Source organism: Pseudomonas sp. Pseusp10, from assembly GCF_059492225.1.
Genome location: NZ_CP168528.1, coordinates 5,026,291 through 5,053,010 on the forward strand (window position 1 = coordinate 5,026,291; position 26,720 = coordinate 5,053,010).

At 60.2% G+C, this 26,720-nt stretch carries 20 protein-coding genes; 9 read left to right on the forward strand and 11 right to left on the reverse strand.

From position 1 onward, the window contains the following. The first annotated feature begins 73 nt into the window (after positions 1-73). From ACEN8Z_RS22845 to cobA, 8 genes are all read left to right on the forward strand, one after another. Positions 74-1,285, forward strand: a complete 1,212-nt coding sequence (locus tag ACEN8Z_RS22845) for a CmpA/NrtA family ABC transporter substrate-binding protein (RefSeq protein ID WP_495595769.1) — start codon at positions 74-76, stop codon at positions 1,283-1,285. Between the two features lie 15 nt (positions 1,286-1,300). Then, positions 1,301-1,876, forward strand: coding sequence for an ANTAR domain-containing response regulator (locus tag ACEN8Z_RS22850; protein ID WP_007996734.1), 576 nt, complete (start codon positions 1,301-1,303; stop codon positions 1,874-1,876). A 347-nt stretch (positions 1,877-2,223) separates the two neighbouring features. Beyond that, positions 2,224-3,435 (forward strand): nitrate/nitrite transporter, encoded by a 1,212-nt coding sequence (locus ACEN8Z_RS22855; RefSeq protein WP_495595770.1) that lies wholly within the window; start codon positions 2,224-2,226, stop codon positions 3,433-3,435. Between the two features lie 7 nt (positions 3,436-3,442). After that, the gene (locus tag ACEN8Z_RS22860; RefSeq protein ID WP_495595771.1) at positions 3,443-5,110 is read left to right on the forward strand and encodes a bifunctional protein-serine/threonine kinase/phosphatase; all 1,668 of its coding nucleotides are present in this window, start codon (positions 3,443-3,445) and stop codon (positions 5,108-5,110) included. A gap of 290 nt (positions 5,111-5,400) precedes the next feature. Then, positions 5,401-7,854 carry a nitrite reductase large subunit NirB gene (gene nirB, locus ACEN8Z_RS22865; protein WP_495595772.1) on the forward strand — a complete coding sequence of 818 codons (2,454 nt, stop codon included), beginning with the start codon at positions 5,401-5,403 and terminating at the stop codon, positions 7,852-7,854. Further along, complete coding sequence (gene nirD / locus ACEN8Z_RS22870; protein WP_483840275.1) at positions 7,851-8,168, forward strand: nitrite reductase small subunit NirD; 318 nt, start codon at positions 7,851-7,853, stop codon at positions 8,166-8,168. The genes nirB and nirD overlap by 4 nt, the downstream gene beginning before the upstream one ends. Further along, positions 8,168-10,885: a nitrate reductase gene (locus ACEN8Z_RS22875; RefSeq protein WP_495595773.1), complete on the forward strand. Its 2,718-nt coding sequence runs from the start codon at positions 8,168-8,170 to the stop codon at positions 10,883-10,885. The genes nirD and ACEN8Z_RS22875 overlap by 1 nt, the downstream gene beginning before the upstream one ends. 10 nt (positions 10,886-10,895) lie before the next feature. Beyond that, positions 10,896-11,681: a uroporphyrinogen-III C-methyltransferase gene (cobA, locus tag ACEN8Z_RS22880; protein ID WP_495595774.1), complete on the forward strand. Its 786-nt coding sequence runs from the start codon at positions 10,896-10,898 to the stop codon at positions 11,679-11,681. A 75-nt stretch (positions 11,682-11,756) separates the two neighbouring features. On the opposite strand, the gene ACEN8Z_RS22885 is transcribed toward cobA, so the two are convergent. The 8 genes from ACEN8Z_RS22885 to ppsA all read right to left on the reverse strand — a co-directional run bounded on the left by ACEN8Z_RS22885 (position 11,757) and on the right by ppsA (position 19,951). Beyond that, complete coding sequence (locus ACEN8Z_RS22885; protein ID WP_007996723.1) at positions 11,757-12,803, reverse strand: OmpA family protein; 1,047 nt, start codon at positions 12,801-12,803, stop codon at positions 11,757-11,759. A gap of 107 nt (positions 12,804-12,910) precedes the next feature. After that, positions 12,911-13,501: an RNA polymerase sigma factor SigX gene (gene sigX / locus ACEN8Z_RS22890; RefSeq protein ID WP_081501652.1), complete on the reverse strand. Its 591-nt coding sequence runs from the start codon at positions 13,499-13,501 to the stop codon at positions 12,911-12,913. A gap of 90 nt (positions 13,502-13,591) precedes the next feature. Further along, complete coding sequence (locus tag ACEN8Z_RS22895) at positions 13,592-14,416, reverse strand: mechanosensitive ion channel family protein (protein ID WP_007996721.1); 825 nt, start codon at positions 14,414-14,416, stop codon at positions 13,592-13,594. Between the two features lie 2 nt (positions 14,417-14,418). Continuing rightward, positions 14,419-14,667: a hypothetical protein gene (locus ACEN8Z_RS22900; protein ID WP_007996720.1), complete on the reverse strand. Its 249-nt coding sequence runs from the start codon at positions 14,665-14,667 to the stop codon at positions 14,419-14,421. A 62-nt stretch (positions 14,668-14,729) separates the two neighbouring features. Then, positions 14,730-15,725, reverse strand: coding sequence for a zinc transporter ZntB (locus ACEN8Z_RS22905; protein WP_007996719.1), 996 nt, complete (start codon positions 15,723-15,725; stop codon positions 14,730-14,732). Positions 15,726-15,759: 34 nt separating this feature from the next. Further along, a complete protein-coding gene (gene rraA / locus ACEN8Z_RS22910) occupies positions 15,760-16,248 on the reverse strand; it encodes a ribonuclease E activity regulator RraA (RefSeq protein WP_178087199.1) in 489 nt (162 codons plus the stop codon). Positions 16,249-16,382: 134 nt separating this feature from the next. After that, entirely contained in the window at positions 16,383-17,378 is a 996-nt protein-coding gene (locus tag ACEN8Z_RS22915; RefSeq protein ID WP_495595775.1) for an alpha/beta fold hydrolase, read from the reverse strand. A gap of 197 nt (positions 17,379-17,575) precedes the next feature. Continuing rightward, on the reverse strand, positions 17,576-19,951 hold the full coding sequence (gene ppsA / locus ACEN8Z_RS22920) for a phosphoenolpyruvate synthase (protein ID WP_495595776.1): 2,376 nt from the start codon (positions 19,949-19,951) through the stop codon (positions 17,576-17,578). 174 nt (positions 19,952-20,125) lie between these two features. Between ppsA and ppsR the strand changes: the two genes are divergently transcribed. Then, entirely contained in the window at positions 20,126-20,944 is an 819-nt protein-coding gene (gene ppsR / locus ACEN8Z_RS22925; protein WP_495595777.1) for a posphoenolpyruvate synthetase regulatory kinase/phosphorylase PpsR, read from the forward strand. A gap of 118 nt (positions 20,945-21,062) precedes the next feature. Here the strand turns inward: ppsR and prpD are convergent, their stop codons facing one another. The 3 genes from prpD to acnD all read right to left on the reverse strand — a co-directional run bounded on the left by prpD (position 21,063) and on the right by acnD (position 26,537). Continuing rightward, complete coding sequence (gene prpD, locus ACEN8Z_RS22930; RefSeq protein WP_495595778.1) at positions 21,063-22,547, reverse strand: 2-methylcitrate dehydratase; 1,485 nt, start codon at positions 22,545-22,547, stop codon at positions 21,063-21,065. A gap of 126 nt (positions 22,548-22,673) precedes the next feature. Then, positions 22,674-23,876 carry a 2-methylaconitate cis-trans isomerase PrpF gene (prpF, locus tag ACEN8Z_RS22935; RefSeq protein ID WP_495595779.1) on the reverse strand — a complete coding sequence of 401 codons (1,203 nt, stop codon included), beginning with the start codon at positions 23,874-23,876 and terminating at the stop codon, positions 22,674-22,676. 66 nt (positions 23,877-23,942) lie between these two features. Then, on the reverse strand, positions 23,943-26,537 hold the full coding sequence (acnD, locus tag ACEN8Z_RS22940; protein ID WP_495595780.1) for a Fe/S-dependent 2-methylisocitrate dehydratase AcnD: 2,595 nt from the start codon (positions 26,535-26,537) through the stop codon (positions 23,943-23,945). Positions 26,538-26,720 lie beyond the last annotated feature (183 nt).

The following is a 26,720-nucleotide window of genomic DNA, read 5'->3' on the forward strand; positions in this document are numbered from 1 at the left end:
ACAATGGCGTCGTCATCCGGCCTTGCGCGTGCAAGGGAGGGGGCGACGTTTTTTTTTGCAAGGTGAACACGCGATGAACGAACCGTCAGCCGGCCCTCTGGCTTGGGTCAATGGCAGCGATGCCCCGGAAAAAACCGAAATCAATCTCGGCTTCATGGCCCTGAGCGACTGCGCCTCAGTGGTGGTCGCCGCCACCCAGGGCTTCGCCCAACCCCACGGCTTGACTCTGAACCTCAAGCGCCAGTCGTCCTGGGCCAGCCTGCGGGACCAATTGGTCAGCGGCGAACTCGATGCAGCCCACAGCCTCTATGGCCTGATTTACGCCGTTCACCTGGGCATCGGTGGCGTGGCCGCGACTGACATGGCGGTGTTGATGGGCCTGAATCAGAACGGCCAGAGCATCAACCTGTCCCGCGGCTTGCAGGCGCTTGGAGTGACCAGTCCTGAAGCACTGGATCGACGCGTGCACCAAACTCGCCCAAAACTCACCTTCGCCCAGACGTTTCCAACCGGCACCCACGCCATGTGGTTGTATTACTGGCTCGCCAGCCAGGGCATTCACCCGCTGCTGGATGTCGACAGCGTAGTGGTGCCGCCACCGCAAATGGTCGCGCACCTGCGAGCCGGGCGTATCGACGGGTTCTGCGTCGGCGAACCCTGGTCCGCCAGCGCGGTGCAACAGGACCTCGGTTTCACCCTGGCCACGACCCAGACCATCTGGCCCGATCATCCGGAAAAAGTCCTCGGCTGCACCCGTGCGTTCGTCGAGCAATACCCCAATACCGCCCGGGCATTGGTGATGGCGGTCCTGGAAGCCAGCCGCTTCATCGAAGAAAGCGCCGAGAATCGCCGCAGCACCGCGCAATTGCTCAGTGCCGCGCAGTACCTTGACGCGCCACTGGACTGCATTGAACCGCGGCTGCTGGGCGAATACGCCGACGGCCTTGGCCATCACTGGCACGACCCGCACGCGCTGCGTCTGCACGGGGATGGCGAGGTCAACCTGCCGTACCTGTCCGACGGCATGTGGTTCATGACCCAGTTCCGCCGCTGGGGTTTGTTGCGCGATGACCCGGACTATCTCGCGGTGGCCCGGCAGGTCCAGCAATTGGACCTCTATCGAGAGGCCGCCAGTGCCGTCGGCGTCGATTCGTCAGCCGAGCAAATGCGCAGCAGTCAGTTGATCGACGGCAAAATCTGGGACGGTTCGGACCCGACCGGTTATGCCCGCAGTTTCAAACTGCACGCCATGAGCGACAGCTCGCACCGATCCGCCAGCCGCTGACAGGAGACCACGAACATGCTGCGTATCCTGCTGATCAACGATACCGCCAAAAAGGTCGGACGCCTGAAGGCCGCCCTGACCGAGGCCGGATTCGAAGTGATCGACGAATCCGGCCTGACCATCGACTTGCCCGAACGCGTCGAAACGGTGCGTCCGGACGTGATTCTGATCGATACCGAGTCACCGGGGCGCGATGTCATGGAACAAGTGGTGCTGGTGACTCGCGACCAGCCACGACCGATTGTGATGTTCACGGACGAACACGACCCCGATGTGATGCGACAGGCGATCAAGTCCGGGGTCAGTGCCTACATTGTCGAAGGCATTCACGCACAACGCCTGCAGCCGATTCTCGATGTGGCCATGGCGCGCTTCGAAAGCGATCAGGCCTTGCGTGCCCAGTTGCATGCCCGCGACCAGCAATTGGCCGAGCGCAAGCGCATCGAACTGGCCAAAGGGCTGCTGATGAAAATGAAGAGCTGCAACGAGGAAGAGGCCTACACCCTGATGCGTCGCCAGGCGATGAGCCGACAGCAGAAACTGATTCAAGTGGCGGAACAGATTATTGCCATGAGCGAGTTGCTTGGCTGAAGTCCTGTGGTGCCTGTGGTGCCTGTGAGGACGCCATCGCGAGCAAGCTCGCTCCCACAGGGGATTTGTGTTCGACGCCATTCCCTTGTGGGAGCGAGCTTGCTCGCGATGGCGGCGACCCGGTTTCGGTTGTTGGCACAGATCTGGCTATGTAATCACCACAGGTAACCAACGGCGGTTGCCCCACCTACGACAAAGACGTCGCTCACCTCATTTGCCCTTGGCGGATCGGGTGGCGGCGTTTTTTCGTTTTGGCCCCACAGCACGGGGCCGGTGGTGCGGCCGTAACGGCGCCCCACCTGCAAGCTCATGACTCCTTCCGAGACTCTTCACAGCTGAGGTGCGCAATGAATTCAAGCTTCTGGAAATCCGGCCATACCCCCACATTGTTCGCAGCCTTCCTCTATTTCGACCTGAGCTTCATGGTCTGGTACCTGCTCGGACCCTTGGCGGTACAGATTGCCGCCGACCTGCACCTGACGACGCAGCAACGCGGGCTGGTGGTCGCCACGCCCATTCTGGCCGGGGCGGTGTTGCGCTTCGTGATGGGGATGCTGGCTGATCGCCTGTCGCCCAAAACCGCCGGGCTGATAGGCCAGGTCATCGTGATCTGCGCCCTGTTCGGCGCCTGGAAACTCGGTATCCACAGCTACGAGCAAGCGCTGCTGCTGGGGCTGTTCCTCGGCATGGCCGGCGCGTCTTTCGCCGTTGCCCTGCCATTGGCATCGCAATGGTATCCGCCGCAGCATCAAGGCAAGGCCATGGGTATCGCCGGCGCGGGAAACTCGGGCACGGTGTTCGCCGCCTTGATCGCCCCGGTGCTGGCGGCGGCATTTGGCTGGAGCAACGTGTTCGGTTTCGCCCTGATTCCGCTGATCCTGACCCTGATCGTCTTCGCCTGGCTGGCCCGCAACGCTCCCGAGCGGCCAAAAGCCAAATCCATGGCCGACTACTTCAAGGCCCTCGGTGATCGCGACAGCTGGTGGTTCATGTTTTTCTACAGCGTGACATTCGGCGGTTTCATCGGCCTGGCCAGCGCCCTGCCCGGCTATTTCAACGACCAGTACGGCCTGAGCCCGGTGACTGCCGGCTACTACACCGCCGCCTGCGTGTTTGGCGGCAGCCTGATGCGCCCTCTGGGCGGCGCGCTGGCCGACCGCTTCGGCGGCATTCGAACCCTGCTGGCGATGTACACCGTCGCGGCGATCTGCATTGCCGTGGTCGGTTTCAACCTGCCGAGTTCCTACGCCGCGCTGGCACTTTTCGTCTGCACCATGCTCGGTTTGGGTGCAGGCAATGGCGCGGTATTCCAGTTGGTGCCGCAGCGTTTTCGTCGGGAAATCGGCGTGATGACCGGCCTGATCGGCATGGCGGGTGGCATCGGTGGTTTTGCCCTCGCGGCCGGCATGGGCGCGATCAAGCAAAGCACCGGCAGCTATCAACTGGCACTGTGGTTGTTCGCCAGCCTCGGCGTTCTGGCCTGGTTCGGCCTGCACGGCGTAAAACGGCGCTGGAGAACCACCTGGGGTTCGGCCGCCGTGACGGCTGCGCGGGTCTGACACCTCGATGAGCCTGCAACTGAGTTTCGCCGAAGCCAGCGCCATCGGTCCTCGCGAGGAAAATCAGGATGCCCTGCGCCTGGTCACGCCGGCTCCGGCGCTGGCCGCGAGCAAGGGTTACCTGTTCGCCATCGCCGACGGCGTCAGCCAGTGCGCCGATGGCGGCCTGGCGGCCCGTTCGACGCTGCAGGCCCTGGCGCTGGATTACTACGCCACGCCGGAAACCTGGAGCGTCGCACAGGCACTTGATCGTCTGTTGCTGGCACAGAACCGCTGGTTACAGGCCAATGGCGGCGGGCAACCGCTGCTGACCACCCTCAGTGCGCTGGTCCTGCGCGGCCGGCGTTTTACCCTGGCCCATGTCGGTGATTGTCGGGTGTATCGCTGGCACGCCGATCGATTGCAGCGAATCAGCGAGGATCACGTCTGGGACCAGCCGGGCATGCAGCATGTACTGAAACGGGCGCTGGGGCTCGATCAACACCTGGTGCTGGATTTTCTCGACGGTGAGTTGCGCCTCGATGAAAGTTTCGTTCTGCTCAGCGACGGCATCTGGGCCGTCCTGGGCGATACCGCCATTGCGGCGATCCTGCGTGATCAACCGGACTTGCGCAGCGCTGCGCAAACCCTGGTCAATGCCGCGCACCTGGCGGGCAGTCAGGACAACGCCAGCGCCTTGCTGGTGCGGGTCGATGCCCTCGGTGAAGCGAGCATTGGCGATGCGTTGATTCACTTGCAGCAATGGCCACTGCCGCCAGCCCTGAAACCGGGTCAAGCGTTCGAGGGCTGGCAGGTCGAGGGGATCGTCGCGCAGAGCCAGCAATCGCTGCTCTATCGCGTGCGTGACAATCAGCAACAACCCTGGCTGCTGAAAACCCTGCCAGGGCGCCTGCACGACGATCACCAGGCCGGGCAAGCGTTACTGTCGGAAGAGTGGTTTCTCAAACGCGTGGCCGGTCGACATTTTCCTGAAGTCCATGCCGCCAGTCAGCGTCAGCATTTGTACTACGTGATGCGTGAATATTCGGGCGCGACCCTGGCCCAACGACATGAACAAAGCGGACCGTTGCCGCTGCCCCAGTGGCAAGACATCGCCGAACGATTATTGCGAGCGGTCGGTCTGTTGCATCGACGGCAGATTCTGCATCGCGATATCAAACCGGAAAACCTGTTGCTGGGGGACGATGGCGAGTTGCGCCTGCTGGATTTCGGCCTCGCCTACTGCCCAGGGCTCTCGCAAGATCTGCCCTGGGCTCTGCCGGGTACACCCAGTTACATCGCGCCAGAAGCCTTTCGCGGCGATGTGCCGACACCACGGCAGGACTTGTACGCCGTCGGTGTGACCTTGTATTTCCTGCTCACCGGGCACTATCCCTATGGCGAAATCGAAGCGTTCCAGCGCCCGCGGTTTGGCCTCCCGGTCAACGCCAGCCGCTACCGGCCCGACCTGCCGGACTGGATCGCCCATCACCTGGAGCGCGCCGTGGCGGCGGCCCCCGACCAGCGTTTCGAAACGGCGGAAGAATGGTTACTGCTGATCGAGCAGGGCGAACGCCACAGTTTGAATGTGCGCCCCAAGCCGTTGCTGGAGCGTGAACCGCTGAAGGTCTGGCGGACATTGGCGCTGGTTTCGTTGCTGCTCAATCTGGCGCTGCTGGTGGTTGTGCTCCATTAGCGGGCAACGCGCCTTGAATCGGTGCATTCCCTCACGGTTCTGCCCTTGCGAACGGGAAAAAAGCCAACAAACACGGGATTTGAGCGACTTGGCATAACCACTGCATTACCTCTTTCAACAAACATACAGCGCAGGCTTCAACGACGAAGGTTGCACTTCCCGAGAGAACGGGACCAGGACAAAGGCGTCCTCGCTAGGCCACTAGCGGGACGCCTTTTTTTGTTTGCGCAAAATTTGTCGAGCATGGCCTGAACCCTGATGAGGCAGGCCTGAGCTCCCCGGAGAACCTGATGAAAAAACTAAAACTGGTGATGATCGGCAACGGCATGGCCGGGGTCCGGACCCTGGAAGAGCTGCTCAAACTGAGTACGGAGCTGTACGACATCACGGTCTTCGGCGCCGAACCGCACACCAACTACAACCGCATCCTGTTGTCGCCGGTGCTGGCAGGCGAACAGACCTTCGAAGAAATCGTGCTCAACGACCTGGACTGGTACCTGGAAAACAACATCAAGCTGCTGCTCAACCGCAAGGTGGTGGAGATCGACCGGGTCAAGCGCCGGGTGATTGCCGAAGACGGCAGCGAAGCCGAATACGATCGCCTGCTGATCGCCACCGGCTCGACGCCTTTCATCCTGCCCATTCCCGGCAACACCCTTGAGGGCGTGATCGGCTACCGCGACATCGCCGACACCCAGGCCATGATCGACACCGCAAAAACCCACCGGCACGCCGTGGTGATCGGTGGCGGCCTGCTCGGACTGGAAGCCGCCAACGGCCTGATGCTGAGGGGCATGCATGTCACCGTGGTGCATATCGGCGAGTGGTTGCTGGAGCGGCAACTGGACAAGACCAGCGGCCAGCTACTGCAAAGCGCCCTGGAATCTCGCGGCCTGCACTTTCGCCTGTGCGAGCAGACCCAGGCCTTGCACGACGCGGGCAACGGCCGGGTCGGTTCGGTGCAATTCAAGAACGGCGACATCATCCCCGCCGACCTGGTAGTGATGGCCGCCGGCATTCGCCCCAATACCGAACTGGCGGAGAAATCCGGCATTCCGTGCAACCGCGGAATTCTGGTCAACGACACACTGCAAACCTACGACCCACGGATCTATGCCATCGGTGAATGTGCCAGCCACCGTGGCATCGCCTATGGTCTGGTGGCGCCGCTGTTCGAACAGGCCAAAGTCTGCGCCAACCACCTCGCGCAACTCGGTTTTGCCACCTACAAGGGTTCGGTGACCTCGACCAAACTGAAGGTCACTGGCATTGACCTGTTTTCCGCCGGCGACTTCATGGGCGGTGAAGGCACGGAAACCATCACCCTCTCCGACCCGATTGGCGGGGTCTACAAGAAACTGGTGATCAAGGATGACGTGCTGGTCGGCGCCTGTCTGTACGGCGATACGGCAGATGGCGGCTGGTATTTCCGGCAAATCCGTGAAAACCATGCCATCAGTGAGATCCGCGATCACTTGATGTTTGGCGAGAACGCTCTGGGCGACGTAGGACATCAAGGTCAGGACAAAGCCATGAGCATGGCCGACACGGCCGAAGTCTGCGGTTGCAATGGTGTGTGCAAAGGCACCATCGTCAAGGCGATCCAGGAGCACGGGCTGTTCAGTGTCGACGACGTCAAGAAACACACCAAGGCTGCCAGTTCCTGCGGTTCGTGCTCGGGTTTGGTCGAGCAGATCCTGATCAACACGGTAGGCGGCGCCGCCGACGTCAAACCGAAAAGCGAAAAGGCCATCTGCGGCTGCAGCGACCTCAACCACGGGCAAATCCGCCAGGCCATACGCGAGCAGCACCTGCTGACCATCGCTGGCACCATGAGCTACCTGAACTGGCGCACACCCAACGGCTGCGCCACCTGCCGGCCGGCGCTCAACTACTACCTGATCTCCACCTGGCCCGGGGAAGCCAGGGACGATCCGCAATCGCGCCTGATCAACGAAAGGGCTCACGCCAACATTCAGAAAGACGGCACCTACTCGGTAGTCCCGCGGATGTGGGGCGGTGTGACCAATCCTTCGGAACTGCGGCGCATTGCCGACGTTGCCGACAAGTACAACGTGCCGATGGTCAAGGTCACCGGTGGCCAGCGCATCGACTTGCTGGGCATCCGCAAGCAGGACCTGCCGGGGGTGTGGAAGGACCTGGACATGCCGTCCGGCCACGCCTACGGCAAATCCATCCGCACAGTGAAAACCTGCGTCGGCAGTGAGTTCTGCCGCTTTGGCACGCAGAACTCCACACAGTTGGGCATTGAACTGGAACATGACCTGTTCAACATGTGGTCGCCGCACAAGGTGAAGCTGGCTGTCTCCGGCTGCCCGCGCAACTGCTCGGAAGCCGGCATCAAGGATGTGGGAATTATCGGCGTGGACTCCGGCTGGGAGATGTACATCGGTGGCAACGGCGGGATCAAGACCGAGGTCGCGGAATTCTTCGTCAAACTGAAAACCGCCGAAGAAGTCCGCGAATACAACGGTGCATTCCTGCAATTGTATCGCGAAGAAGCCTTCTACCTCGAACGCACCGTGCACTACCTGCAGCGGGTAGGCATGGACCATATCAAGAAAGCCGTGCTTGAGGACCCGGAGCGTCGCAAGGCACTCAATGATCGCCTGCAATTCTCCCTGTCGTTCGAACAGGATCCGTGGAAAGAACGCCTGGAACAGCCACAGCTCAAGAAAGAATTCGACGTCATCCCCGTGAAAAACCTGGAGGTGCCGGCATGAACTGGCTGGATATCTGCGCACTGGAAGAGATCAATGCCCTGGGCTCGCGGATCATCGCCGGCCCTAAGGGTGACATCGCGATTTTTCGTACCAGCGACGACGAAGTGTTCGCCCTCGACGACCGTTGCCCGCACAAGGGCGGGCCGCTGTCCCAAGGTCTGATCTACGGCAAACGGGTGGCCTGCCCGCTGCACAACTGGCAAATCGACCTGGAAAGCGGCGAAGCCCAGGCCCCGGACGTCGGCTGCGCCCACCACCATCCGGCGCGGGTCGAAAATGGCCGAGTGATGCTGGCCTTGCGGGACGCAGGCTGATGGACCGCCAGATCACCGCGTCTACCTGCTGCTATTGCGGGGTCGGCTGCGGCGTGCTGATCGAGCATGACGGCGAGCGCATCCTCGGCGTCAGCGGCGATCCGGCGCACCCGGCCAATTTCGGCAAGTTGTGCAGCAAGGGATCAACCCTGCATTTGACCGGCGATTTGACGGCAAGGGCGCTGTACCCGGAACTGCGCCTGGGCAAAGGCCTGGCGCGTAGCCGCACCGACTGGGATACCGCGCTTGATCACGCCGCCAGCGTTTTCGCCCAAACCATTGCCGAGCATGGCCCGGACAGCGTGGCGTTCTACATTTCCGGGCAGTTGCTGACCGAGGACTACTACGCCTTCAACAAACTGGCTCGGGCGCTGGTGGGCACCAATAACATCGACAGCAATTCGCGGCTGTGCATGTCGTCGGCTGTGGTCGGCTACAAGCGCAGCCTGGGCGCCGACGCGCCGCCCTGCAGCTACGAAGACCTGGAGTTGAGCGATTGCGTGATGATCGTCGGCAGCAACATGGCCTACGCCCACCCGGTACTGTTTCGCCGACTGGAAGAAGCCAAATCCCGCCGACCGCAGATGAAGGTCATCGTCATTGACCCACGTCGTACAGATACCTGCGATCTGTCTGACCTGCACCTGGCGATCTTGCCCGGCACCGATGTCGCCTTGTTCCATGGGATTTTGCATCTGCTGTTGTGGGAAGACTGGATCGATCGTGACTTCATCAGGGACCACACCGAAGGTCTGGCCGAGCTGAAAAGCCTGGTGCGTGACTACACGCCGCAAATGGTTTCGCAGCTCTGCGGAATCAGCATCGGGCAATTGCAGGAGTGTGCCGAATGGATCGGCACATCACCGAGCTTCCTGTCGCTGTGGTGCATGGGGCTTAATCAGTCCACCGCCGGCAGCGCGAAAAACAGTGCATTGATCAATCTGCACCTGGCCACCGGACAGATCGGTCGTCCTGGCGCCGGACCTTTCTCCCTCACCGGTCAGCCAAATGCCATGGGCGGGCGGGAAACCGGCAGTTTGTCCAACCTGCTGCCCGGCCATCGTGATGCCGCCAATGCGCAACACCGTGCGCAAGTGGCGTCTTATTGGGGCGTCGAGCAACTGCCGGAAAATGCCGGGCTCACGGCGATCGAGCTGTTCGAGCAAGTACGCAGCGGCAAGATCAAGGCGTTGTGGATCGCCTGCACCAACCCTGCGCAATCCATGCCGGACCAGACGGCCGTGCGCGCAGCCTTGCAAGCCTGCCCGTTCGTGGTGTTGCAGGAAGCCTTTCGCACCACTGAAACGGCGAAGTTCGCCGACCTGCTGCTGCCCGCCGCCAGTTGGGGAGAAAAAGAAGGCTGCGTGACCAATTCCGAACGGCGCATTTCCCACGTACGCCAGGCCATCGTCGCACCGGGTGAGGCACGGCCGGACTGGGCAATCACCGTAGATTTCGCACAGCGCCTGGAGAAATACCTGCGTCCCGGTCAAACCAGCCTGTTTGAATTTGATAACCCCGCTCAAGTCTTCGATGAATACAAACAACTGACTCGCGGTCGCGATCTGGATCTGTCCGGTATCAGCCATGCGCTGATCGATCGTCTCGGTCCGCAGCAGTGGCCCTTCCCTTCGGGTGCCGTTAAAGGCACGGCCCGGCTATACGTCGACGGGATATTTGCCACGGCCAATGGGCGCGCGCAGTTCGTGGCCGATCCGTACCGCGCCGCCAAAGAGCAACGCGATGCACGCTTCCCGCTGACCCTGATCACCGGCCGCCTGCGCGACCAATGGCACGGCATGAGCCGCACCGGCACCGCCGCGCAACTGTTCGGCCATGTCAGCGAAGCGCAGTTGAGCCTGCACCCGGATGAATTGCGCCGTCATCGCTTGCAGCCGGGGGATCTGGTCAGCCTGAAAAGCCGGCGCGGCGCAGTCATCGTTGCGGTCGCCAGCGATGACAGTGTGCGTCCTGGCCAGGCCTTTTTGCCGATGCATTGGGGCGACCGTTTTCTCAAGGGCGGGGTGAACAGCCTCACCTTGCCCGCATTCGATCCCCTGTCGAAACAGCCCGAGCTTAAACACAGCGGTGTACGCCTGGAACCAGTGGATTTGCCCTGGAAACTGTTCGCACTGATCGAAGGTGATGTTCAACAGCACTTTGAGGCGCTACGACCGCTCTGTGAGGCGTTTTCCTACGTGAGCCTCAGCCTGGTTGGTCGTGAGCGCCCTGCCCTGCTTGTACGGGTTGCCAATACTTCAGCACCTTCGGCAGAGCTGCTAAGCGAAATCGATAGAAACCTGGAACTCAATGACGGCCCGGTACTGGCTTACGACGACCCACGACGAGCCATTGGCAAACGGGTGCGAATCGAAAATGGCCGGATCACCGCCATTCGACTGGCCGGAGAAACCCTTGCCCAACACTGGTTGCAGGGTCTGTGGCTCGAAGGTCGCGCGGACGAGCAACTGCGGCGCTGGTTGCTTGCTCCGCTCAGCGCACCACCGGGCAACCTCGATGCGCCTGTCAACGCCAACAAAACCCTGTGCAATTGCAAGAACGTCAGCCAGAACGCTATCTGCGTCGGCATCAGCCGTGGCCTGGACTTGCAGGGACTGAAACAGGAACTGGGTTGCGGCACGCAATGCGGGTCCTGCGTTCCGGAAATCAAACGCCTGCTGGCCGCCAAGGCGCGGCCGACCACCGTCATCTCGTGAGGAAAACACTATGAGTGCAAAAGTCTGGCTGGTGGGTGCGGGCCCGGGTGATCCGGAGTTGCTCACGTTGAAAGCAGTACGTGCCTTGCGCGAGGCTGATGTGGTGCTGATCGATGATCTGGTCAATATCGCGGTACTCGAGCATTGCCCCGGGGCGCGGATCATCCCGGTGGGCAAGCGCGGCGGCTGCCGTTCCACTCCACAAGCGTTCATCCATCGCCTGATGCTTCGTTATGCCCGGCAGGGTAAATGCGTGGCGCGGCTCAAGGGTGGCGATCCGTGCATTTTCGGCCGCGGTGGCGAAGAGGCGCAGTGGTTGCGTGAGCGCGGGGTCGAAGCCGAACTGGTCAACGGCATCACGGCCGGACTGGCGGGGGCAACGCAGTGCGATATTCCGCTGACCTTGCGGGGTGTAGCCCGCGGTGTAACGCTGGTCACCGCACATACCCAGGACGACAGCCAATTGAACTGGCAGGCACTGGCCCAAGGCGGAACGACGCTGGTGATTTACATGGGAGTGGCCAAGCTAGGTGAAATCCGTGAGCAGCTATTGGCCGGCGGCATGTTGGCGAATACGCCCGTGGCCATGATTGAAAACGCGTCATTGCCCCATCAGCGGGAATGTCGGAGCACACTCGCAGCGATGGATGAAGCTGCCTGCGGATTCCAGCTGAAAAGCCCTGCCATTCTGGTGATCGGCGCAGTCGCAGCCAACGCCATCCCCTCCTGTGGGAGCGAGCCTGCTCGCGAAGAGGCTCTATTCGTCGACATGAATGTTGGACTTCAACGCGCCTGACGCGCCCCTCCTCACCAAATCGCAGACAAAGAAAAGCCCGGCCTGAGCCGGGCTTTCCTCAGAGCTGCGAGCTAATTACTTAGCTTGAGCTTCAACCTGCGCTTCTACGCGACGGTTAACAGCGCGACCAGCTTCAGTTTTGTTGTCAGCAACTGGGCGGGATTCGCCGTAGCCAACGGACTGAACGCGGGACGACTCAACACCGTACTGGTTGGTCAGAACTTGCTTAACGGCGTTTGCACGACGCTCGGACAGTTTCTGGTTGTAAGCGTCAGGACCGACGTTGTCAGTGTGACCTTCAACAGTAGTGGTGGTCGATGGGTACTGCTTCATGAAGTCAGCCAGGTTCTTGATGTCGCCGTAGCTGTTTGGCTTGACTACCGACTTGTCGAAGTCGAACTTCACGTCCAGCTCTACACGAACGACTTCAGCAACAGCTGGGCAGCCATCAGCGTCAACAGTTACGTTGGCCGGGGTGTCAGGGCACTTGTCAACGTTGTCGCAAACGCCGTCGTTGTCGCTGTCGGAGCAGACTTCTGGTGCTGGAACCGGAGCAGCAGCAGGCTTGTTGCCGCCACCGAAGTTCACACCCAGACCTACGGACGGGATGTAGTCCCAACGGCCGTTGTCCAGCTTGTAGTCAGCTTCTACGCCAGCACGAGCGTAGACGTTTTCGAGGAAGTAGTACTTCAGGCCAGCGCCAGCAGTCAGGAAAGTCGACTGGTCACGACCGGTGTGGCCGTCAGCGGCTACGTTGGTCATGCTGCCGTGCTTGACACCACCTTGAACGTAAGGACGCAGAGCGTCGCCAGCGTTGTTGAAGTGGTACTGAGCGTTCAGACCGAACTGGTCGCCCTCGATTTTCTGGTTGCCGGTGTTGTTGTTCGAACGGGTGTGGTCATCGTTGTTGTAGGTCAAGTTCAACGATACGTCGTCGGTCAAGAAGTAACCGATGGAGGCGCCAGGAGTGTAGCCGTCTTCAACATTGTTAATGCTGTCGTTGTACTTTTTCCCGTAGTTGAGCTCGCCTTCAACTGCGCCTTGGCCTTGTGCCAGTGCGCCGAACGAAGTAGCGGCAATAAGAGTACCAATGGCCAAGCCCAAGGTGTTTTTCAGTTTCATCCGTTAAATCCCCATCTGGTGATTGTGAAGCAGTCCCGCAAACCGGGGGACAACTCGGCGGCAAGTCTAACAGAACTTGCCTACACGTAAGAGATATTTGCGCTGAACTAAGTTTCAGCAATGCCTGCAAATTTCTCACGCAATTTATCTAGAGCGCGTTTGTACCGCATTTTTGTTGCACTCAAACCCATATGCATGATGTCTGCGATCTCCTGAAACTCCAGCTCTGCGACAAAACGTAGCACCAGAATTTCCCGGTCAATCGGGTTCACATACACTAGCCAGCGATCAAGTCCACCCTTTTCCTCAGGTTTCGGCGCCTTTTCTTCGGACGCTTCCTCAAGGGGGTCAAGACTCAATGCGTCCATCAAGCGACGCTTTCGCCGTTCTTTCCGATACTGTGTGATGCACTCGTTGTACGTGATGCTATATAGCCATGTCTTGAACTTCGATTTACCTTCGAAGTTCTTCAGGCCATACAGCACCTTCAACATGACCTCCTGACAGACATCGTCTGCATCGCGATCGTTCCCGAGATACCGTGCACACACGTTAAATAATGTTCGTTGGTAACGCCGCATCAGCTCTTCATAGGCGCGTGTTACGTGAAACAGTTCGGTATGCGAGCGCGCGACCAACTCCTCATCAGAGAGCTCGCGGGGGTCGTAGCGCATGGATAGCGATTGGGTTTTATTCAAAACAAGTCGGGCCGACAGTCAGGTCAATGTCCGCCGCAGCCAGCATCAGCAGGCATTTTGCGGCGGCATACATTAGCAGGGTTTGCCGGGTTAGCGGCTACTCACATGCTGCTCAAGGAGGATCCGATTGGAAAGAGAGACTAGCTCACCCTCATCGGTCAGCAATGTGGTTTTAACCGTGCCGATCTCTTCGATCTGGCCTTCGACCTCGCCAACACGCACTTGTTGCCCAACCTGGTACAGCTCACGCACGTAGATTCCCGCAAGAATCTGGCCGGCAATTTCCCGGCTTCCCAACCCCATGGCCAGCGCTACCGCCAGACCAACGGTTATCAACACGATCACGATCACATGGTTGAGCAGGTCTGTCTTGACCTCCAACTGACTGATCGCAACCGAAATACTGATGATGATCACCAGGCCCTGGGCAATTCGACCAAGCCCTGAAGCATAGTCCAGACCCACGCCTTCTGCCGCTCCACGCACCAGCCCGTTGGCCAGTTGCGCCAGCAAAACACCTACCAGCAACACCAGCGCCGCGCCGAAAACCTTCGGCAAATACAACGCAAGCATATCCAGCGTAGCTGAAACACGCTCAAGCCCAAGAGATTCTGCGGCAGAAACCAGAAAAATAAGCAGAATAAACCAATAGACGATCTTGCCGATCAGGGTCGAAATAGGGACTTGCAATCCAGCCCGGGACAGCAGCTTGGTCAGGCCAGTGCCGCCCATCAAGCGGTCAAGGCCCAATTTGGCGAGCAATTTGGAAAGCAAGGTGTCCAGCAGTTTGGCCACGACAAAACCCAACAGCAGCACAACCAGTGCGCCGAACAGGTTCGGAATGAAGTTCGCAACCTTGGTCCACAACGCAGTCATTGCAGTGACGAGGCTCTGAGTCCAGAGATCAAGTTCCATATTCAATCAGCCTTATCAGCAGTGCGAGCAGCAGGTTTACGAAGACGGGATACCGGCGCGACATGGGCCGATCCGTTATTCAGGGCGATCATCAGTGCAGGCAACCAACGCCCCAGCAGGCTGAACAGATCACCGGCGCCGACCTGGCGGTTGGCGGTTTTCAGCACGCGCCCCAGGCACGCATCGTCGTCCCGGGTGGACGGCGAGGCCTTGAGCATGTCGCGTAAAGACTGTTCAAACGGATCGTGCATACGCACCTCTCGTGATGTCTGTGGAAGACGCGGTCAGTTTTGGTCGGGTCACATGGTTTCCCTCAGACCCAGCGCAAACGTCGGAATAACCACCACTGTCCCAACGCCACCGAGACCATCATCAGGCAGGCGATCAGAAAGCCATAAGGGCTTGCAGAGAATGGAATGCCACCGACGTTGATCCCCAAAAGCCCGGTCAGAAAACTCATTGGCAAAAAGATCCCGGTGATGATCCCGAAGCGGTACATCGTGCGATTCATGCGCACGCTCAACCGACGGTCTTCGGCTTCCAGGACCAGCCCCACCCGCTCCCGGGTCAATTCCAGCTCCTCGAGGTAGCGGGTCAGGCTGTTGTTCAATTCGTTCCAGTAATCACCATCGTCCTCGACGAACCAGGGCAACTTGATCCGCGTCAACTGCCCGAAAATATCCCGCTGCGGAGCGAGAAAACGCTTCAACGCGGCGGCCCTGCGCCGGATCTGCAATACGGCACCGTGCTCCGGCGCATACCGTTCGTCGGCATCCAGCTTTTCTTCTTCCTCATCGACCACTTCCGAGAGGTCGCTGACCAGATCCTGCACCTTGTTGGTGAGGTACTGCGCCATGTACAGGATGAGTTCGGAGGCTGTTTTCGGCCCTTTGCCTTCGGACAGTTGCACCAGCAGCTCTTCAGTGGCACGCAATGGACGCAAACGCAGGGAAATGACACGTTGGGCAGAGCCGAAGATCCGTACCGACACCATGTCTTCCGGCTCGGCACCGGGGTTCAGATTGACCCCGCGCAAAAATAGCAGCAGTTCGCTGTCGGAAAGCTGTAAAAGTCGCGGACGGGTGTTTTCTTCGAGTAACAGGTCACAGCTGAATTCGCTCAGACCGCTGGATTTGCGTAACCAGGTCTGGGTTTGCGGATGACTGCGATCCCAGTGCAACCACAGGCTTTCATGGGCCTGTAGCTGCAAGTCGTCGAGTTCTGTCCGGGCTATCGAACGCGCACCGCCTTTACCGTCCAGCACCAGGGCATGCACCAGCCCCCATTGCGCGTTTTCTTCCTCGAACATCCGCATTCCATTCATCAAAAAAGTCGACTAAAGCTTACTCGGGCATTGCAAGCGGGCTGGGCGAGATGATCACGCCGTTGTTGTCCGCGTAGATGTAATGACCCGGATGGAAGGTCACGCCGGCGAAGGTCACGGGTACATTGATATCGCCGAGCCCGCGCCTGTCGGATTTCCTCGGGTGGCTGGCGAGGGCCTGAACGCCCAGATCGGTCTGCGCGATGATATCGACGTCGCGGATGCAACCGTAGATCACCAGCCCTTCCCAACCGTTTTTCGCGGCTTTCTCAGCCAGCATGTCACCCAGCAACGCATGACGCAGGGAACCGCCACCATCTACCACCAGCACTTTGCCATTCCCCTTGAGTTCGACTTGCTCCTTGACCCGCGAGTTGTCTTCGAAGCACTTGATGGTCACGATTTCGCCGCCGAAGGAATCACGGCCGCCGAAATTGCTGAACATCGGTTCCAGCACCTGCACCAGTTCCGGATAGGCGTCGCACAGGTCAGGCGTGAGGTAATGGATCATCGAGAAACTCCTGTAAAGAGGAAGACAGCACGAACATCAGTGATGGCTCAGTCACGAAAAGTGACCAGAGCAGCTCAATGCGTCATATCTTAGCCGCAAGCCGACCAGAGCGAAATGCCCTTGTTAGAGCGTCAGGCTCGGATTGCTGCGGCCAGATCCCGTTGCTCTCCCATCAATGGTGTCTGCTGGTCCGTCAGCCAGCGGGCCACCAAAGGCCAGACTTCGGCCTGGGCGGGCTTGCTGACAAGCATTTCAACATGGCCGAAATTATCGGCAAAACCTTGATCACGACCCAGATTGATAAATTGCTTGTGCCCGGAACCGAGCTGATCGAACAGTTTGCGGCAAGCCCATGCAGGATCCTGATGATCACCCGCAGCGCTCACGGCGAGCACTGGCAACTTGACCTCGGCCAAACCCGCCCACCAGTTTTTATCGGCATCGCCAAAGCGCCCGAACAGTCCGTACCAACGCATGCTTTCCAGGGCCAGGCCGATCGGCTCGTCCTCCGGGCCACGCTTGAGTCTTGAACCGGACAACTGGGCAAAGCGCTTGAGAATGAAGCGGCCGCCCCACTCCACCGGCGGAATCTTCAGTGGCCAATAGTTGCGACTGACCTGGGTGCCGAAAAACGCCGCCGAGGCCACGACCGGCTCACCGATGTACTCGCCACCCAGCGCCGCCGCCAGGGTAATACCGCCCAGCGAATGACCGATCCAGTGCGGTACCTGCCCGCTCTGTTCACGCACAAATGCACCGATGGCTGGCAGATCGTAGCGCGCGTAGTCGGCGACACGGTTCTTGCGGTAGTCGTGGTTACGCTGGGACAAGCCGTGACCGCGCATTTCCGGAATCCAGACGTCGAATCCCAAGCGAGCCAGATAAGCCCCCAACCCCAGGCCCTTGGGAGAAAACCAGAACCGGCGATTGGAAAAGCTGCCGTGCAGCAGGATCACCGGCACGCCGCGGGAGGATGGTTCATCGGCCAAGCCGAGACGCGTCACAGCCAGTTCGACGGTGAAGTCGGGGCTGTTGCCGGGCTTCAAACGATACACATCTTCGCTCAGATCGCCGCGCCGTTCGGCGCTGATCAGGGCGACAGGAAATAGGTTGCTGCTGCTTTGCATAATCTCTTGCACAAAAAAGGGCGGCTTCCAGAGGAGCCCGCCCTGCTTGAATCTCTAAAACGTCCGCGCCCTGTGGGAGCGAGCCCTGCTCGCGAAGAACTTCAGGACACCACGTTTATCCAGGATAAACGCGTTATCGTTGACGTCCATCGCGAGCAAGCTCGCTCCTACAGAGAGAGCGGCCCGTTCACACGGAATCAAGCCGAAGCCTGACCCTCAGCCAGGAAGAACCAGGTTTCCAGTACGGAATCGGGGTTCAACGAAACGCTTTCAATGCCCTGCTCCATCAGCCACTTGGCCAGGTCCGGGTGGTCCGAAGGGCCCTGACCGCAGATGCCGATGTACTTGCCGGCCTTGTTGCACGCGGCAATGGCGTTGGCCAGCAGCTTCTTGACCGCCGGATTACGCTCGTCGAACAGGTGCGCGATGATCCCGGAGTCACGGTCCAGGCCCAGGGTCAGCTGGGTCAGGTCGTTGGAGCCGATGGAGAAACCGTCGAAGAATTCGAGGAATTCTTCAGCCAGGATGGCGTTGGACGGCAGTTCGCACATCATGATCACGCGCAGGCCATTCTGGCCACGAGCCAGACCGTTTTCCGCCAGCAGATCGACCACCTGGCTCGCTTCGCCCAGGGTACGGACGAACGGCACCATGATTTCGACGTTGGTCAGGCCCATCTCGTTGCGCACACGCTTCAGAGCGCGGCACTCGAGTTCGAAGCAGTCGCGGAACGATTCGCTGATGTAACGCGACGCACCACGGAAGCCCAGCATCGGGTTCTCTTCTTCCGGCTCGTACAGCTTGCCGCCGATCAGGTTGGCGTATTCGTTGGACTTGAAGTCCGACAGACGCACGATGACCTTTTTCGGCCAGAACGCAGCCGCCAGGGTGCTGATGCCTTCGACCAGTTTCTCGACGTAGAAGCCGACTGGATCGTTGTAGCCGGCGATGCGCTTGTCGACGCTTTCCTTGATGTCCAGCGGCAAACCGTCGTAGTTCAGCAGTGCCTTGGGGTGCACGCCAATCATGCGGTTGATGATGAACTCCAGGCGAGCCAGGCCCACACCGGCGTTCGGCAGCTGCGCGAAGTCGAAGGCGCGGTCCGGGTTGCCGACGTTCATCATGATCTTGAACGGCAGCTCAGGCATGGCGTCCACGGAGTTCTTCTTGATGTCGAAGCCCAGCTCGCCTTCGAAGATGAAGCCGGTGTCGCCTTCAGCGCAGGAAACGGTCACGCCCTGGCCGTCTTTCAACAGCTGGGTGGCGTTGCCGCAACCGACCACGGCCGGGATACCCAGCTCACGGGCGATGATCGCCGCGTGGCAAGTACGGCCGCCACGGTTGGTGACGATCGCACTGGCGCGCTTCATGACCGGCTCCCAGTCCGGGTCGGTCATGTCGGACACCAGTACGTCACCTGGCTGGACCTTGTCCATCTCGGACACGTCCTTGATGATGCGGACCTTGCCAGCGCCGATGCGCTGGCCGATGGCGCGACCTTCCACCAGCACGGTGCCGGTTTCTTTCAACAGGTAACGCTCCATGACGTTGGCCTGGGTGCGGCTCTTCACGGTTTCCGGGCGGGCCTGCACGATGTACAGCTTGCCGTCGTCACCGTCCTTGGCCCACTCGATGTCCATCGGGCACTGGTAGTGCTTCTCGATGATCATCGCCTGCTTGGCCAGCTCGCTGACTTCGGCGTCGGTCAGGCAGAAACGCGCACGTTCGGCCTTGTCCACGTCGACAGTCTTCACCGAACGACCGGCCTTGGCTTCGTCGCCGTAGATCATCTTGATGGCCTTGCTGCCCAGGTTGCGGCGCAGGATGGCCGGACGACCGGCTGCCAGCGTGCCCTTGTGGACGTAGAACTCATCCGGGTTCACCGCGCCTTGTACGACGGTTTCACCCAGGCCGTAGGCGCCGGTGATGAACACCACGTCACGGAAGCCCGATTCGGTATCGAGGGTGAACATCACGCCAGCAGTGCCGGTTTCGGAACGGACCATGCGCTGCACGCCAGCCGACAGGGCTACCAGCTTGTGGTCGAAGCCCTGGTGCACGCGATAGGAAATGGCACGGTCGTTGAACAGCGAGGCGAACACCTCTTTGGCGGCGCGAATGACGTTTTCGACACCACGGATGTTCAGGAAGGTTTCTTGCTGGCCGGCGAAAGAAGCGTCCGGCAGGTCTTCGGCGGTAGCGGAAGAACGCACGGCCACGGCCATGTCAGGATTGCCGGCGGACAGCGTGGCGAACGCGGCGCGGATTTCGGCATTCAGTTTTTCAGGGAACTCGGCCTCCATGATCCATTGACGGATCTGGGCACCGGTCTTGGCCAGGGCATTTACGTCGTCGACGTCCAGGGCATCGAGTGCGTCGTGAATCTGCTGATTCAGGCCGCTCAGTTCCAGGAAGTCACGATAAGCCTGAGCGGTCGTGGCGAAGCCGCCGGGCACCGATACACCGGCACCTGCAAGGTTGCTGATCATCTCGCCCAGGGATGCGTTCTTGCCCCCCACATGCTCAACATCGTGTTTGCCGAGCTTATCGAGGGAAACTACGTACTCTACCAAGGTGATCTCTCCACTAACTGTGTTGGAAAAGCTCAGAAACCGGCTGCTTAAGTGAGCATTTGCCGGCTATATGGCCTGGACCTGGAAAATAAGTGAGAATGCGGGCCATTGGCGGCCGGCAAACCGCGCCTATCATATCCAAGATTCGTCACTAGCTTAAGGCCCAAGGTGCAAATGAAACGATCTGCTTTCTTTATCTCCGATGGTACCGGCATTACCGCCGAAACCCTGGGTCAAAGCCTTCTGGCGCAGTTCGAAAACATTACCTTCAGCAAAGTCACGCGGCCGTACATCGACAACGTGGACAAAGCGCGGGCCATGGTACAACAAATCAACAAAGCCGCCGAAATCGACGGCTTCCGTCCGATTATCTTCGACACCATCGTCAATCAGGACATTCGTGAGATTCTCGCAACCTCGAATGGTTTCATGATCGACATTTTCTCGACGTTCCTGGCACCGCTTGAACAGGAACTGACCGAGCATTCTTCCTACACCGTGGGCAAGTCCCACTCCATTGGTGCCAACACCAATTACATGGAGCGTATCGAGGCCGTTAACTTCGCCCTCGACAACGACGACGGTGCCCGCACGCACTATTACGACAAGGCCGACCTGATACTAGTGGGCGTGTCGCGATGTGGTAAGACGCCGACGTGCCTGTACATGGCGATGCAATTCGGTATCCGCGCAGCCAACTACCCGCTGACCGAAGACGACATGGAACGCCTGCAACTGCCAAACGCCCTGCGCGCCCACCAGCACAAGCTGTTCGGCCTGACCATCGACCCCGACCGCCTCACCGCGATCCGCAACGAGCGCAAACCCAACAGCCGCTATTCGAGCTACGCCCAGTGCGAGTTCGAAGTGCGCGAGGTCGAGAACCTGTTCCGCCGCGAAAACATCCCGCACATCAACTCCACGCATTTTTCCGTGGAAGAGATCTCCGCGAAGATTCTGGTGGAAAAGGGCGTCGAGCGGCGATTCAAATAGTTTTTCGGCGCCTGTTCCGGCCTCATCGCGAGCAGGCTCGCTCCCACAGAGGAATTGCGGTGCACACAAATCAACTGTGGGAGCGAGCTTGCTCGCGATTGAACGATAACGCGGTCCCCTAGATAACAAACAAATCCACGAACCGGTTCACCGGTGTCGCCTCAAGTTTCTGCTGATCCTTGCACAGCGCGAAAATCTCCTCGCTACGCTGACCAGTGAATCGTGTCAGCAAGTTCGCCCTGAATTTCTCCTCCAGCAATGGAATTCCTTCAGCCCGCCGCCGCCGATGCCCGATCGGGTATTCCACCACCACATTCTCAGTGCTGGACCCATCCTTGAAAAACACCTGCAGCGCATTGGCAATCGAGCGTTTATCCGCCTCCAGGTATTCACGGGTGTAACGCGGCTCTTCGACGATAACCATCTTGTCGCGTAGCACATCGATGAGCGGATGCGCCCTGTGGAAATCGTCTTCGTAGTGTTCGGCCACCAGGTTGCCGAATGCCAGCGGCACGGCAGTCATGTACTGGATGCAATGATCGCGGTCGGCGGCATTGGCCAACGGGCCGACCTTGGAAATGATGCGGATCGCCGATTCATGGGTGGTGATGACGATCTTGTCGATTTCATGCAGACGATCACGCACTTGCGGATGTAGCGTCACTGCCGCCTCGCAGGCCGTTTGCGCGTGGAACTCGGCGGGAAAACTGATCTTGAACAGCACGTTTTCCATCACATAGCTGCCGTACGGCCGCGAAAAACTGAATGCCCGCTTATCTTCAGGCTTGAGCGCCAGATCATTGTTGGTGTGACTGAACAGTACGTCGTAAAAGCCCCACTGCCTGGCACTCAACACACCAGGAATACCCATCTCGCCACGCATCGCAATATCCGCCAGGCGCACGCCACGACTGGACGCATCGCCCGCCGCCCAGGACTTGCGCGAGCCGGCATTCGGCGCATGCCGGTACGTGCGCAAGGCCTGACCATCAGCAAAGGCGTGAGACAGCGCCGACAGCAACTGCTCACGATTGGCACCCATCAGCCAGGCCGTGACCGCGGTCGAGGCGACTTTCACCAGAATCACGTGATCGAGGCCGACACGGTTGAACGAGTTTTCCAGGGCGATCACGCCCTGGATCTCGTGGGCCATGATCATCGCCTCAAGTACCGTACGCACGGTCAGCGGCGCCTCGCCATTGGCCAGGCGCTTTTGCGACAGGTGATCGGCCACCGCAAGAATGCCGCCGAGGTTATCCGACGGATGTCCCCACTCGGCCGCAAGCCAGGTGTCGTTGTAGTCGAGCCAGCGCACGATGCAGCCGATATCCCAAGCCGCCTTCACCGGATCGAGCCGATAAGAAGTGCCGGGAACCCGGGCGCCGAACGGCACGACGGTGCCTTCGACCACAGGTCCCAGGTGCTTGGTGCATTCGGGAAAGCGCAGGGCCAGCAGGCCGCAACCCAAGGTATCGATCAGGCAGTTGCGGGCGGTGTCCAGAGCTTCTTTGGACTCGACCTTGTAGTTCAACACGTAATCGGCAATGTCCTGCAGGACCTTGTCGTAGTCGGGGCGGTTGTTCAGGTCGACGTTGGCACTCATGTTCAATTCACTCTTGTAGGAGCGAGCCTTGCTCGCGATGGTCGTCAACGATAACGCTGGGTGCCTGACACCCCGTGGTGCTCTCAGATCCATCGCGAGCAGGCTCGCTCCTACAGAGGGTATGGATCAGAACGAATCCCCCGGCACCCGCACAAACCCTTCCATCAACACCCGCGCACTGCGGCTCATGATGGCTTTGTTCACCGTCCACTCGCCGTTCACGAGGCTAGCCTCGGCGCCGACGCGCAAGGTGCCGGACGGGTGGCCGAAGCGCACCGCGTTGCGTTCGATACCACCTGCCGCAAGGTTCACCAGAGTGCCGGAAATCGCCGCCGCCGTGCCGATCGCCACCGCCGCCGTACCCATCATCGCGTGGTGCAATTTGCCCATGGACAGTGCACGCACCAGCAGGTCGACGTCACCTGCGCCAATCGCCTTGCCGCTGGACGCCACGTAGTCCGCCGGCTTGGCAACGAACGCCACTTTCGGTGTGTGTTGGCGTTTGGCCGCTTCGTCGATGTTGGAAATCAGGCCCATCCGCAATGCGCCGTAAGCGCGGATGGTCTCGAACATCAGCAAGGCTTTCGGGTCGCCGTTGATCGCGCCCTGCAACTCGGTGCCCTTGTAGCCGATGTCTTCGGCATTGACGAAAATCGTCGGGATGCCGGCGTTGATCATGGTCGCCTTGAAGGTGCCGACGCCTGGCACTTCCAGTTCATCGATCAGGTTGCCGGTGGGGAACATCGAACCACCCGCGCCCTCCTCTTCTGCCGCCGGGTCAAGGAATTCGAGTTGCACTTCGGCCGCCGGAAAGGTCACGCCGTCGAGTTCGAAATCACCGGTTTCCTGCACTTCACCATTGGTGATCGGCACGTGGGCGATGATGGTCTTGCCAATGTTGGCCTGCCACACGCGAACCACCGCCACGCCGTTGTGCGGGATACGGCTGGCGTCCACCAGGCCGTTGCTGACGGCGAACGAGCCAACCGCCGCCGACAGGTTGCCGCAGTTGCCGCTCCAGTCCACGAAGGGCTTGTCGATGGACACCTGACCGAACAGGTAATCGACATCGTGATCGGCCTTGGTGCTTTTCGACAGGATCACGGTTTTGCTGGTACTGGAGGTCGCGCCGCCCATGCCGTCGATTTGTTTGTCGTACGGGTCGGGGCTGCCGATCACGCGTAGCAGCAAAGCGTCGCGGGCCGGGCCTGGAACCTGTGCCACTTCGGGCAGGTCCTTGAGACTGAAGAACACGCCTTTGCTGGTGCCGCCGCGCATGTAAGTGGCGGGTATCCTTATTTGCTTTGGAAACGTAGCTGCGTGAGCCATGGTGCTCGTTACTCCTGATCTGAAAGCAGACACGGGACTTGAAGTCCCGTGTCTGTATTGCGTGCGTTAAACGGCAACCGCCGACTCTTCGAGGAAGTCCTGGGCGAAGCGTTGCAGCACGCCGCCGGCCTCGTAGATCGACACTTCTTCGGCGGTGTCGAGGCGGCAGGTCACCGGCACTTCGACGCGTTCGCCGTTCTTGCGATGGATCACCAGCGTCAGCTCGGCGCGCGGAGTGCGATCACCGATCACGTCGTAGGTTTCGCTGCCGTCGATAGTCAGGGTGTGGCGGTTGGTGCCCGGTTTGAACTCCAGCGGCAACACGCCCATGCCCACCAGGTTAGTGCGGTGAATGCGCTCGAAGCCTTCGGCGGCAATCGCCTCCACACCCGCCAGACGCACGCCCTTGGCCGCCCAGTCGCGGGACGAACCCTGACCGTAGTCCGCGCCGGCGATGATGATCAGCGGCTGCTTGCGATCCATGTAGGTTTCGATGGCTTCCCACATGCGCATCACTTTGCCTTCCGGCTCGACACGGGCCAGCGAACCCTGCTTGACCTTGCCGTTTTCCTGAACCATTTCGTTGAACAGTTTCGGGTTGGCGAAGGTTGCGCGCTGCGCCGTCAGGTGGTCACCGCGGTGCGTCGCGTAAGAGTTGAAGTCCTCCTCCGGCAGGCCCATTTTCGCCAGGTATTCGCCGGCGGCGCTGTCCAACATGATCGCGTTGGATGGCGACAAGTGATCGGTGGTGATGTTGTCCGGCAGTACCGCCAGCGGGCGCATGCCCTTGAGCGGACGAGCACCGGCCAGCGCACCTTCCCAGTACGGAGGACGGCGGATGTAGGTGCTCATCTCGCGCCACTCGTACAGCGGCGCGACTTTCGGGCCGGTGTCTTCGTGGATGGCGAACATCGGAATGTAGACCTGACGGAACTGCTCGGGTTTGACCGAGGCTTTCACGACTGCGTCGATTTCTTCGTCGCTTGGCCAGATGTCTTTCAAGCGGATTTCCTTGCCGTCGACCACGCCCAGCACATCCTTCTCGATGTCGAAACGGATGGTGCCGGCGATGGCGTAAGCAACCACCAATGGCGGCGATGCGAGGAACGCTTGCTTGGCGTACGGGTGAATCCGCCCGTCGAAGTTACGGTTGCCGGACAACACCGCAGTGGCGTACAGGTCGCGGTCGATGATCTCTTGCTGAATCACCGGATCCAGTGCGCCGGACATGCCGTTGCACGTGGTGCAGGCGAAAGCCACGACGCCAAAGCCGAGCTTGTCCAGCTCTTCGGTCAGGCCGGCTTCATCGAGGTACAGCGCCACGGTTTTGGAGCCCGGTGCCAGGGACGACTTGACCCATGGCTTGCGGGTCAGGCCGAGCTTGTTGGCGTTGCGCGCCAGCAGGCCGGCGGCGATCACGTTGCGCGGGTTGCTGGTGTTGGTGCAACTGGTGATGGCGGCGATGATCACCGCGCCGTCCGGCATCTGGCCAGGCACGTCTTCCCACTGACCGGAGATGCCTTTGGCCGCCAAATCGGAAACCGCTACACGGGCGTGCGGGTTGCTCGGGCCGGCCATGTTGCGCACCACCGAGGACAGGTCGAACGTCAGGCCGCGCTCGTATTGCGCGCCTTTCAGGCTGTCAGCCCACAGGCCGACCTGTTTGGCGTAGTTCTCGACCAACTGTACCTGCTCGTCTTCACGGCCGGTGAGCTTGAGGTAGTCGATGGTCTGCTGGTCGATGTAGAACATTGCTGCGGTGGCGCCGTATTCCGGGGCCATGTTGGAAATGGTCGCGCGGTCGCCGAGGGTCAGCGCGGAGGCGCCTTCGCCGAAGAACTCCAGCCATGCGCCAACCACTTTTTGCTTGCGCAGGAACTCGGTCAGCGCCAGCACCATGTCGGTGGCGGTGATACCCGGTTGCAGCTTGCCGGTCAGTTCGACGCCAACGCTTTCCGGCAGACGCATCCAGGAGGCGCGGCCGAGCATCACGCTTTCGGCTTCGAGGCCACCGACACCGATGGCGATCACGCCCAGCGCATCAACGTGCGGGGTGTGGCTGTCGGTGCCTACGCAGGTGTCGGGGAAAGCCACGCCATCGCGCACCTGAATCACCGGAGACATTTTCTCCAGGTTGATCTGGTGCATGATGCCGTTGCCCGGCGGGATCACGTCGACGTTCTTGAACGCCTTCTTGGTCCAGTTGATGAAGTGGAAACGGTCTTCGTTGCGACGGTCTTCGATGGCGCGGTTCTTTTCGAACGCCTCCGGATCGAAACCACCGCGCTCGACGGCCAGGGAGTGGTCGACGATCAACTGCGTCGGCACCACCGGGTTGACTTGCGCCGGGTCACCACCTTGCAGGGCGATGGCGTCACGCAGGCCGGCGAGGTCGACCAGCGCGGTCTGACCGAGAATGTCGTGGCACACCACGCGGGCCGGGAACCACGGGAAGTCGAGGTCGCGCTTGCGTTCGATGAATTGTTTCAGGGATTCGGTGAGCGTGGCCGGGTCGCAGCGACGCACAAGGTTTTCCGCCAGCACACGGGAGGTGTACGGCAGGGTGTCGTAGGCGCCAGGCTGGATCGCCTCGACCGCTGCGCGGACATCGAAGTAATCCAGGTGGCTGCCCGGCAGCGGTTTACGGAATTTTGTGTTCATCGTCAGGACTCGGTCACGGTAGTTACAAAGGGCGGGGCCTGGCACCGAATTCGAAATCAACGCAATCCACTGTAGGAGCGAGCTTGCTCGCGATGGTGTGTCAGTCGACACCAATGTGAATGACATTCCATCGCGAGCAGGCTCGCTCCTACAGGGATCTGCGTTGAACTCAGATCCCGGTGC